We start from the raw sequence: 11175 nt of genomic DNA, 5'->3' as shown, positions 1-11175 counted from the left end.
GCTTGCCGGTCGCGGCGGCCAGCAGCGCGCCGCCAGCGGCCTGCAGCACGCACTGCCCGGCGGCGGTGTCCCATTCGGAGGTCGGGCCGAAGCGCGGATACACGTCCAGGTCGCCATCGGCGATGCGGCAGAACTTCAGCGACGAACCCTGCGCGACCAGTTCGATCTCGCCCATGCGCTGCAACAGCGCGTCGGTACGCGCGTCGCGGTGCGAGCGGCTCGCCGCCACCCGCAGCGGCGCCGTGGCCGGCCGCCGGGTGTTCAACGCGGTGTCGCGGAAGCCCTCGCGGCGGTATGCCTGCTCGCCACGCACCGCATGCCAGACGCGGCCATCGACCGGCGCCTGGACCACGCCGAACACCGGCGCGCCCTGGTGGATCAGCGCGATGTTGACGCTGAATTCGCCGTTGCGCTTGACGAACTCGCGGGTGCCGTCGAGCGGGTCGACCAGCCAATAGGTGGTCCAGTGCTCGCGCACCTCCCACGGAATCTGCGCCGATTCCTCGGACAGCACCGGCAGGTCCGGGGTCAGCCGCTCCAGGCCTTCGACGATGATCTGGTGCGCGGCCAGGTCGGCCTGGGTCAACGGGCTGGTATCGGCCTTGTGCTCCACCTCGAAGCCGGTGGCATAGACGGACATGATGGCCGCGGCGGCATCGATGGCGATGGCGATCACGGTTTCGCGCAAATCACTGGTGAGACGGATCATTCGGCGCGACCCAGCCACTCGCGGGCGATGAACAGCGCCGCCAGCGAACGCCCCTCGGAAAAATCTTCACGCAACATCAGTTGATCCAGTTCAGCCAGTTTCCAGGGCACCACTTCCAATTCCTCCGGCTCGTCGCCGGTCAGTCGTTCGGGATAGAGATCTTGTGCAAGCCCCAGCCACGACTGGTGGCTCATGTAGGTCGGCGCCAGGGTCATCGCGCGCAGCACGCGCAACTGCCGCGCACCGTAGCCGGCCTCTTCCTTGAGTTCGCGGTCGGCCGCCTGCAGCGGGGTCTCGCCGGCGTCGATGCGGCCCTTGACCAGCCCCAGTTCGTAGCGATGCACGCCGGCAGCGTATTCGCGCACCAGCAGCACGGTCTGCGCATCCAGCATCGGCACCACCACCACCGCGCCATGACCCGGCGCCTTCAGCCGGTGGAACACGCGGCGCTCGCCGTTGCTGAACTCCAGGTCCAGCTCCTCGACCCGGCGCTCGGCGGCCGATTCGCTGCGCTCGCGCACGGCATGGATGACCGGCAATCGACGGGTCACGCCGGCACCCTGCGGCGCCGGACGGCGTCGATCGATAGAATGCGCGGAGCGAAGAACCTGTTCATGAGCGCGAAATGCTATCAGACCTGACCGCAGCACAGATGGCCGAGGCGTGGCGCACGCGTGATCTGGCCGTGCTCTGGCACCCGTGCACGCAGATGCGCGAGCACCCCGACACCCTGCCCCTGGTCCCGATCGCCCGTGGCGAAGGCGCCTGGCTGATCGACCACGGCGGCCGCCGCTACCTGGATGCGGTGAGCAGTTGGTGGACCAACCTGTTCGGCCACGGCGAACCGCGCATCGCCGCGGCCATCGCCGCCCAGGCCTCCCAGCTGGAGCAGGTGATGCTGGCCGGCTTCAGCCACGAACCGGCGGTGCTGCTGGCCGAGCAGTTGCTGGCGCTGGCGCCGCGCCAGGAAGGGCGCGCGCCGCTGGCCAAGGTGTTCTATGCCGACAACGGCTCGGCCGGCGTGGAAGTAGCGCTGAAGATGGCCTTCCACTATTTCCAGAACCGCGGCGAACCGGGGCGCACCCGCTTCGTCGCGCTGGAGAACGGCTACCACGGCGAGACCATCGGCGCACTGGCGGTCGGCGATATCCCGCTGTACCGGCGGGTGTACGCGCCCCTGCTGGCCGAGGCGCTGTTCGCGCCCTCGCCCGACGCGTACCAGGCAGAACCGGGACAGAGCGCGCGCGAACGCGCCGATGTCGCCGCCGATGCGCTGGCCGACCTGTTCGACCGCCATCCCGGCGAGATCTGCGCGGTGATCCTGGAGCCGCGCCTGCAATGCGCCGGCGGCATGCGCATGCACGATCCGGCCTATCTGCGCCGGGCACGCGAACTGTGCGACGCCAACGGCGCGTTCCTGATCGCCGACGAGATCGCCACCGGCTTCGGCCGCACCGGCACCCTGTTCGCCTGCGAGCAGGCCGGGGTGATGCCGGACCTGCTGTGCCTGTCCAAGGGCCTGACCGGCGGCTTCCTGCCGCTGTCGGCGGTGCTGGCCACCCAGCATCTGTACGACGCCTTCCTCGACGACAGCCGCGAACGCGCCTTTCTGCATTCGCACAGCTACACCGGCAACCCGCTGGCCTGCGCCGCGGCGCTGGCGTCGCTGCGGATCCTGCAGGAGGACGACGTGATCGCGCGTAACCGCAGCACCGCCGAGACCATGCGCGCACTGTCGGCGCCGTTCGCCGAGCATCCGCACGTGGCCGACGTGCGCCAGGCCGGCATGGTGGTGGCGTTCGAACTCACCCGCAACGGCGACAAGCGCACGCCCTTCCCTGTGTCCGCACGCGTCGGCCTGCACGCCTACCGTGCCGCGCTGCAACGCGGTGTGGTGCTGCGCCCGCTGGGCGACGTGCTGTACTGGATGCCGCCGTACTGCGTGGACGCCGAGCAGTTGACGCTACTGGCCGAGACCACGCTGGCGGCGATCGACGAGGCGGTGGCATGCGCCTGACCCGCTGCCATGTGGAGCTGCCGCTGCACGCCGGCGCCGAGTTGAGCCTGCCGGAAGACGTCGCCAACCACCTGCTGCGCGTGCTGCGGCTGCGCGAGGGCGATCCTTGCGTGCTGTTCAACGGCGACGGCTGCGATTACCCCGCCGAACTGCTGCAGGCCGGCAAGCGCAACGCGAGCGTGCGCATCGGCGCGGCGCAGCCGGTCGACAACGAGTCGCCACTGGCGATCACCCTGCTGCAGGGCGTGGCGCGCGGCGAGAAGATGGACCTGATCCTGCAGAAGGCCACCGAACTCGGCGTCGCCGCGATCGTGCCGGTGTGGGCCGAGCGCACCGAAGTGAAGCTGGATGCGGCGCGGGTGGACAAGCGCGTGGCGCACTGGCGCAGCGTGGTGATCTCGGCCTGCGAACAGTCCGGCCGCGCGCGCGTGCCGCAGCTGAGCGCGCCGCTGGCGCTGGCCGATGCGGCGCGCGCCGCGGCGAACAGCCCCTGCCGGTTGATCCTGGATCCGCAGGGCGAACACCGCCTGCGTTCGCTGACCATCGGCGGCGCTGCGGCGACGATCGCGATCGGCCCGGAAGGCGGCTGGTCGCCACGCGACCGCGCCACGCTGGAGGCCGCCGGCTTCGTCGGCCTGCGCCTGGGACCACGCATCCTGCGCACCGAAACCGCCGGCCTGGCCGCGATCGCGGCGCTGCAGGCGCATCACGGCGACGTGTGAGCTCAGGCAAGCGACAAGCGATGACGCTGTAGACAGCGGCACCGCAACGCAGGCGCCGCAGGCATGGGACATATATATGTGTCGACGCGCTACGGCACGCCAGGCACGCCGCACCGGCGTTGCGGGACGCCGCCTATCGGCGCGGCCATCGCCGCGCCGGGCCGCTCAGTGGCGCTGCTGCAGGAACCAGTTCGCCGCGCCGATCACCCCGAGCTGGCCATGCTCGACCAGCTTCACCGGGATCTGCTCCAGCGCAGGACGCATCGCACCCTTGTTCAAGTAGCGCTCGACGAAGCTGCTGGCGGACAGGAACGCGCCGATCTGCGGCAGGAAGCCGCCGGCCAGATAGATGCCGCCCTGCACGCCGTACAGCAGCGCCATGTCGCCGACCACGCTGCCGAGCAGGCCGCAGAACGCGGAGAGCGCCTCGTGCGCGAGCGCATCGTCGCCGGCCAGTGCAGCCGCGGTGATGTCGCTCGGTGCGACATGCGCAGGCGTGGCGCCACGCAGCTCGCACAGCACGCGATAGAGATTGAGCAACCCGGGGCCGGACAGGAAATGCTCCATCGGCACATAGGAGCGATCGCGCAACAGCCGCTGCGCCAGCGCCAGTTCCAGATCGTTGCCGATCGGCAGCGCGGCATGGCCGGCCTCGGTGGCCAGCACCATGGCGCCGCCCTGGGTCGGAATCCACACCGCGGCGCCGAGACCGGTGCCCGGACCGATCACCAGCGCAGGCCCGCGCTGCGCCTTGCGCGGCCCGGTCAGATGCAGCACTTCGCTGGCGTCCATCGACGCGGCCGCATACGCCACCGCTTCGAAATCGTTGACCAGATGCAGTGCCTTCAGGCCCAGCCGCTCGCGAATTTCCGGCGGCGACAGCGTCCACGGCAGATTGGTGGTGATGACGCGACCATCTTCGAGCGCGTAACCGGCGCTGGCGATCACCCCACGGGTCGGCTTCGGCCCCTGCACCTGGCCCAGGAACTCGCCGATGATCTCGGCCAGACCGGGGTAATCGGCGCAGCGGTATTTGCGATAGTCCAGCACATCGACGGACGGCGCCGGGCCGGCACCGGCAGCGCGTGAGACCAGGCCGATCCGGACATGGGTTCCGCCGACATCGGCAGCAATGAAGGGCTCGGCGCGCGGCACGGCCGCTGCCACTGATGAACTGCTTGCGGACACATCTTCTCCCGTTGCGCCAGAGCAGGCGCACGCCGATTCGGCAGATTGATCGATCGAGTGTCGGACCACCTTGACAACGTTGTCAAGGTGAATTTCACCCGTTTGTCGTTTTGTCTTCACCACTGCGACTTCATCGGCCGGATCGCCCGGCCGTTCGAGTGGTCGATCGCATGGCGCGTTGCATGGGTGAACATCCGTCGCAAAATTTCGCCGCATCGCACAAATTTCTGCCACACGCGCGGCCAACCGGCAGCGCCTGCCACACCAGGGCCTCGCGGCCAACGCAGGCCCGCTGCACCCATCCGCGGGCATGTTTTCTTTTGTAGACAAGCACCTAGGAGACGCGACGGAAGGGCCGCGAAAGCCTCCGGAAAGATGCCGCGGCGAGCCTTGCCTGCATTCGTCAAAACCACGTGAAACGGGTGTTGACAACGCTGTCAGCGCTACGACAGACTCGGCTCACACAAGTTTTACAACTTCAAGACATGCCACGTTCAGGGGATTCAGACACAGCGACGCATCGCCGCTCCTCCCGCGCCAAGTGGCAGGACGCGCGCTGACGCTGCGACCGGCATCCCCGAACCGACGAAACCACGCCCCGAGCCGGGCCGGACGCAGCGGCGTCCGGATCAGGCGACAAGGTGCACTGCTGTATTGCTGGACTTGGTTGTTACCTGCAGGAACACAGGAAGGACTGGCGCCCTCGATGCCGCCGGTTGGCTACTTCCGCGTCAGCGACCGGACGACGCGCATCGAGATGCGATCCGCGCAGCGCCACCAGGCGCGGCGCCATCCACAAGGCCGGGCAGCGGCCAGCACGCCGGAACATCGGTTGGCACCTCATGCCCAAGTACTCACCCAGAGGTTTAGCCAATGAATAGCCGCACCACTACCTTAGCCCTCAGCATCATGGCCGCGCTGTACCTGTCCGGTAACGCCGCCGCGCAGGAAGCGCCCGCTTCCGCCAACGCGGATTCCAAGAACGTCCAGCAGCTGGATGCCATCACCGTCACCGGTTACCGCGCCTCGCTGGAGAAGAGCCAGTCGGTGAAGCGCTCGGCCAACTCCATCGTCGATGCGATCAGCGCCGAGGACATCGGCAAGTTTCCGGACACCAATGCCGCCGAGTCGCTGGCGCACCTGCCGGGCATCAGCGTGGACCGCCAGTTCGGCGAAGGCGAGAAGGTCAGCATCAACGGCACCGACCCGGCGCTGAACCGCGTGCTGCTCAATGGCCAGACCATCGCCTCGGGCGACTGGGGCGGCAACCCGACCGACACCAGCGGCCGCACCTTCAACTACACCCTGCTGTCGCCGGAAATCATCGGCCTGATGGAGGTCTACAAGACCCCGGAAGCCCGCATCGACGAAGGCTCGATCGGCGGCACCGTGATCGTGCACACCCGCAAGCCGCTGGACCTGCCGAAGAACACCATCCGCGGCTCGATCGGCTACAACTACAACGACCGTTCGGAAGAAGGCAATCCGCGCGGCTCGGCGCTGTGGAGCTGGAAGAACGACGACGAGACCTTCGGCGCGTTGATCTCCGCCACCCACGACAAGCAGGATCTGTCGCGCGCCGGCATCGAGTTCTTCGGCTACAACACCGGCGCCGGCATCCCGCCGACCGCGCGCATCTCCGGCGACGGTGGTAACGTCGCGACCGCCAAGATCCCGGTGGGCATCAACAGCGCCTTCTTCCAGCAAACCCGCGAGCGCAACGGCCTGCAGGGCGCGCTGCAGTGGAAGCCGAACGATCAGAACGAATTCAACCTGACCGGCATCTACATCAAGGGCAAGTACAACAACTTCAGCGAATCGCGCTACGTCTGCCCGGGCTGCGGCGACCAGGACAAGATCACCAGCGCGACCGTGCAGAACGGCTACATCACCCAGGCCACGGTCACCGACGGCGCCGGCAACGGCAAGCAGCCGTATGCGCAGCTGGACACCAACTACCGCGAAAGCACCGTCACCACCAAGAGCCTGAACCTGCGCCACGACTTCTACGGCGACAAGTGGGTGTTCACCTCACAGGTCGGCACCACCGAGGCCACCGGCGGCAAGAACCCCGAATACCTGATGAAGTTCCTGCTGAAGGACGGTGGCTACAACTTCGGTTACGACGGCAGCCACACCGACGTCAACTACGACAACGCCAGTGCCGCCAACTGGGGTCTGGTCGGTTCGCCGGCCGGCCTGGCGCCCGGTTCCACCGCCGCTTCGGCGATGCAGGCCGGCGGCATCTACTACGCCAAGAGCACGGACAAGGAGAAGTACTTCCAGTTCGACGCCGCCCGCGATCTGGACTGGGGCCCGCTGAACAAGCTGCAGCTCGGCTACAAGTACATCAACCACGACAACGGCGTCGACGCCCGCGGCAACCGCATCAACACCACCAATGCGATTTCGCTGACCGACTTCAGCCCCGGCACCACCCCGAGCGGTCTGTACGACGGCCTGGGCGCCAGCGGCGACCTGACCAACTGGCCGACCGCCAACCTCAACTCGGTGATCAGCTACCTGCGCGGCCAGCCGCAGGGTCCGTACAACCGCGACTACGGCTCCTCGTTCGACGTCAAGGAAATCACCAGCGACCTGTACGCGCAGCTGAACTTCGAGTCCGGCGCGTGGCGCGGCAACCTGGGCGTGCGTTATGTCGACACCAAGGACAAGTCGCTGTACTGGCAGAGCGCCGATGGCGGCGCCACCTACAACCAGACCCAGGTGAGCAAGCAGTACTACAAGCCGCTGCCGAGCTTCAACCTGGCCTACGATCTGGATACCGACAAGGTGCTGCGCTTCTCCGTGGCCAAGGTGATGGCACGTCCGCGCTACGGCGACCTGGCCGGCTCGTTCACCATCAACAGCAGCAACGGCAACCTGACCGCCAGCGGCGGCAACCCGGACCTGAAGCCCTACGAGTCGACCAACTACGATCTGGCCGCCGAGTGGTACTTCGCCCCGTCCAGCATGCTGTCGGCGGAACTGTTCTATCGCGACATCAGCTCGTACATCGTCACCACCACCTCGCAGCAGCAGCTGACCGATGCGGTGAGCGGCGTGAGCGGCCTGTTCACGGTAACCTCGCCGATCAACGCCTCCGACGCCAAGGTCAAGGGCGCCTCGCTGAACTACCAGCAGGCCTTCGGCTACGGCTTCGGTCTGCAGGCGAACTACACCTACGCCACCGCCGACGCCAGCACCGGCCTGAACCTGCCGTACCTGTCGAAGAACACCTACAACGTGATCCCCTACTGGGAAAACGGTCCGTGGATGGTGCGCCTGAACTACAGCTACCGCTCCAAGTACTTCACCCAGGTCGGCCGCCTGAACTCGCAGGTGTTCACCGACGAGTACAAGCAGCTGGATCTGACCGCCTCGTACGAGATCAACGACTGGATGAGCGTGAGCTTCAGCGCGACCAACCTGCTCGACTCGACGTACTACTGGTACAACGAGGTCAAGTACGCGCCGATCGGCATGTACAAGAACGGCCGCGGCTACCAGGCGCAGCTGAACTTCAAGTTCTGATGTAGCACCGGCGCGCCACCGTCCCTCCACGGTGGCGCGCTTTTTCGTGTCCGGCGCGGCGGCGCCGGCATCGTCTTCTGCAACAAGGAGTGCCGTTCCATGACGACCGAGACCCGCCCCCGTGCGGACCGATCCCGCCACGCCGGAGCCGCACGCCAGACCCTGGCCAGCGCGCTGGCCCTCATGCTCGCGCTGACGGCCCTGCCCGCCGGCGCCGCGGATGCGCCGTCGCCGACCGCGCCCACCGCCACCACCCTCAGTCCGGAACAGATCGACCAGCAGTGGCTGCAGGCCACCGCCAAGTACGCGCCCGAACGCGCGCGGCTGGTGCGCGAAGCCAACGATGGCGCGCGCGGCGGACCGTTCCGACCCGACTGGACCTCGCTCAAGCAGTACCGCTCGCCGTCCTGGTACGACAACGCCAAGTTCGGCATCTTCATCCATTGGGGCGTGTTCTCGGTGCCGGCCTTCGGCAACGAGTGGTATTCGCGCAACATGTACCAGCAGGGCAGCAAGGACTACCTGCACCATCGGGAAACCTACGGCCCGCAGTCGCGCTTCGGCTACAAGGACCTGATCCCGCTGTTCACCGCGCCCCAGTTCGATCCGCAGGCCTGGGCCGCGCTGTTCCGCGACGCCGGCGCCCGCTACGTGGTGCCGGTGGCCGAACACCACGACGGCTTCGCGATGTACGACTCGCAGCTGTCGGACTGGACCGCGGTCAAGATGGGTCCCAAGCGCGACGTGCTCGGCGAGCTGTCCAAGGCGATCCGCGCGCAGGGCCTGCATTTCGGCCTGTCCTCGCACCGCGCCGAGCACGACTGGTTCTTCGACGGCGGCCGCCAGTTCGACTCGGACGTCAACGACCCGCGCTACGCCGGCCTGTACGGCCCGGCGCAGGTGCGCCTGCCGGGCAAGGACGACGCCGACGTCACCAACGACTGGACCCCGGTGTCGCAGGCCTGGCTGGACGACTGGCTGGCGCGCACCACCGAACTGATCGACCGCTACGACCCGGACCTGATCTATTTCGACTGGTGGATCGCGCACCCGACCTTCCGCGGCACCCTGCCGACGATGCTCTCGTACTACTACAACCACGGCGCGGCCAAGGGCGGCGTGGTGGTGAACTACAAGCTCGGCGCCTTCCCCGAAGGTGCCGGCACGCTCGATATCGAGCGCGGCCAGCTCACCGGCATCCATCCCACGCACTGGCAGACCGACACCTCGGTCAGCAACGCCTCGTGGGGCTATGTCGAGAACGACACCTACAAGACGCCGACCTTCATCATCCACATGCTGGTGGACGTGGTCAGCAAGAACGGCAACCTGATGCTCAACATCGGCCCGCGCGCCGACGGTTCGATCCCGGACACCGAACGCACGATCCTGCTGTCGATCGGCCAGTGGCTCAAGACCAACGGCGAGGCGATCTACGACAGCACGCCGTGGCGCAGCTACGGCGAAGGCCCGACCGAAGTGGTCGGCGGCACCTTCCAGGACACCAAGACCAAGCCGTACACGCCCGAGGATTTCCGCTTCACCACCGGCCACGGCGCGCTGTACGCGATCGAGCTGGGCTGGCCGGCCGACGGCCAGGCACTGATCCGCTCGCTGAAGCCGGCCGATGGCGTGCGCGGCGTCACCCTGCTCGCCAGCGGCAAGCCGGTGCCGTTCGAGCAGCGCGCCGACGGCCTGCACCTGCGCCTGCCGGCCAAGCCGGTGGGCGAACACGCCTACGTATTCCGCATCGACCTGTCCTCCCCCACTCCGCCAACGGATCCCTCCCGATGATGAAGCGTTTCGCAGGGCTGCTGTTCGCCCTCGCCCTGGCCTGCGGGCCGGCCATGGCCAAGAACCCGACCGCGCTGTTCTATCTGATGAACACGCAGAAATCGACCAATTCGTTCCTGGCCCACCTCGACAAGATCGACGTGGTGGTGCCGACCTGGTACGGCGTGGACCAGAGCGGCCTGGTCAACGGCACCCCGAACATGTACCTGTACGAGATCGCCAAGCAGCACAAGCTGCGGGTGATGCCGATCCTGTCGATGACCGCCGGGCGCGAGGGCTTCCACAAGCTGCTGCACGACGAGGACGCCAAGCAGCGCATGATCCAGGCGCTGCTGATCCACGGCCGCAAGCATGGCTACTACGGCTTCCAGTTCGATTTCGAGAGCATCGCCTGGACCGACCGCGACGCCTACTCGCTGATGGTCAAGCAGACCGCCGAGGCGCTGCACAAGGCCGGCTTCAAGCTGTCGGTGGCGGTGGTGCCCAATGCCCCGGGCTATGCCGAAGGCGGCGCCTTCGCCAAGTGGATGTGGGAGTACTGGCGCGGCGCCTACGACCTCAAGGCGCTAAGCGCTTCGGCCGACCTGATCAGCCTGATGACCTACGACCAGCACACCCGCTGGACCACGCCCGGCCCGGTCGACGGCATGGTGTGGATGAAGAAGCACCTGGACTACGCGCTGACCCAGGTGCCGAAGGACAAGCTATCGCTGGGCATCGCCACCTACGGCTACCGCTGGTACACCGGCAATCCGGTCAAGGCCGACGGCACCGAGGCCTCGAACATCACCGCCGACTACATCGACGCCGACGAATCGTTCCCGCTGGCGGAAGAGCAGCACGCCACCGTGCAATGGGACCCGGTGGAGCAGGAATCATGGTTCTACTTCTACCGCGACGACATGCGCGAATGGGTGTTCCGCCCGGATGCGCGCAGCTTCCGCGCCCGCTACGAGCTGACCAAGCAGTACGGTCTGGAAGGCTTCAGCTGCTGGGTGCTGGGCGCTGAAGATCCCAAGGTCTGGGACGAACTGCCGACCGCGGCGCGCTGAGCGGCCACACGACCGAGATGCGACACGGGGGGCACGCGGCGCGCAGCGAACGCGCCGCGCTCACCTCAGGCTACCTCACAGCCTCTACGATACGCATCTCGATCGCTTGAGGTAGACCGATGACTGCAGTGGGTGCACACCCCCGATTGCCGCACCGCC

At 67.3% G+C, this 11175-nt stretch carries 8 protein-coding genes; 5 read left to right on the top strand and 3 right to left on the bottom strand.

Going from position 1 to position 11175, the window contains the following annotated elements:
- Both cysQ and nudE read right to left on the bottom strand, forming a co-directional pair.
- Positions 1-709 (bottom strand): 3'(2'),5'-bisphosphate nucleotidase CysQ (gene cysQ, locus D183_RS0119360; protein ID WP_017910457.1); only part of this gene is annotated, 709 nt, incomplete at its 3' end.
- Positions 706-1260, bottom strand: coding sequence for an ADP compounds hydrolase NudE (nudE, locus tag D183_RS0119355; protein WP_026144667.1), 555 nt, complete (start codon positions 1258-1260; stop codon positions 706-708). The genes nudE and cysQ, both read right to left, overlap by 4 nt.
- A gap of 74 nt (positions 1261-1334) precedes the next feature.
- On the opposite strand from nudE, the gene bioA reads away from it, so the two are divergent.
- Positions 1335-2726, top strand: a complete 1392-nt coding sequence (gene bioA / locus D183_RS0119350) for an adenosylmethionine--8-amino-7-oxononanoate transaminase (RefSeq protein ID WP_026144666.1) — start codon at positions 1335-1337, stop codon at positions 2724-2726.
- On the top strand, positions 2717-3448 hold the full coding sequence (locus D183_RS0119345; RefSeq protein ID WP_017910454.1) for a 16S rRNA (uracil(1498)-N(3))-methyltransferase: 732 nt from the start codon (positions 2717-2719) through the stop codon (positions 3446-3448). Before bioA ends, D183_RS0119345 begins: the two co-directional genes overlap by 10 nt.
- 165 nt (positions 3449-3613) lie before the next feature.
- On the opposite strand, the gene D183_RS0119340 is transcribed toward D183_RS0119345, so the two are convergent.
- Entirely contained in the window at positions 3614-4636 is a 1023-nt protein-coding gene (locus tag D183_RS0119340) for a glucokinase family protein (RefSeq protein WP_026144665.1), read from the bottom strand.
- An 873-nt stretch (positions 4637-5509) separates the two neighbouring features.
- Between D183_RS0119340 and D183_RS0119335 the strand changes: the two genes are divergently transcribed.
- The 3 genes from D183_RS0119335 (at position 5510) to D183_RS0119325 (ending at position 11016) form a co-directional block, all read left to right on the top strand.
- On the top strand, positions 5510-8170 hold the full coding sequence (locus tag D183_RS0119335) for a TonB-dependent receptor (RefSeq protein ID WP_026144664.1): 2661 nt from the start codon (positions 5510-5512) through the stop codon (positions 8168-8170).
- 99 nt (positions 8171-8269) lie between these two features.
- A complete protein-coding gene (locus D183_RS0119330; protein WP_017910451.1) occupies positions 8270-9964 on the top strand; it encodes an alpha-L-fucosidase in 1695 nt (564 codons plus the stop codon).
- Positions 9964-11016, top strand: a complete 1053-nt coding sequence (locus D183_RS0119325; protein ID WP_017910450.1) for a glycosyl hydrolase family 18 protein — start codon at positions 9964-9966, stop codon at positions 11014-11016. Before D183_RS0119330 ends, D183_RS0119325 begins: the two co-directional genes overlap by 1 nt.
- Positions 11017-11175 lie beyond the last annotated feature (159 nt).

The sequence above is a fragment of the Xanthomonas sp. SHU 199 genome, from assembly GCF_000364665.1.
Taxonomy (GTDB): Bacteria; Pseudomonadota; Gammaproteobacteria; order Xanthomonadales; family Xanthomonadaceae; genus Xanthomonas_A; species Xanthomonas_A sontii.
Note: the sequence above shows the minus strand (reverse complement) of the source record. Positions and strands in the feature narration are given on the sequence as shown.

Excerpts from the sequence above, each read along its gene's own strand:
- bioA (WP_026144666.1), top strand. The coding sequence starts at position 1,335 with ATGCTATCAGACCTGACCGCAGCACAGATGGCCGAGGCGTGGCGCACG.
- D183_RS0119345 (WP_017910454.1), top strand. The coding sequence starts at position 2,717 with ATGCGCCTGACCCGCTGCCATGTGGAGCTGCCGCTGCACGCCGGCGCC.
- D183_RS0119335 (WP_026144664.1), top strand. The coding sequence starts at position 5,510 with ATGAATAGCCGCACCACTACCTTAGCCCTCAGCATCATGGCCGCGCTG.
- D183_RS0119330 (WP_017910451.1), top strand. The coding sequence starts at position 8,270 with ATGACGACCGAGACCCGCCCCCGTGCGGACCGATCCCGCCACGCCGGA.
- D183_RS0119325 (WP_017910450.1), top strand. The coding sequence starts at position 9,964 with ATGAAGCGTTTCGCAGGGCTGCTGTTCGCCCTCGCCCTGGCCTGCGGG.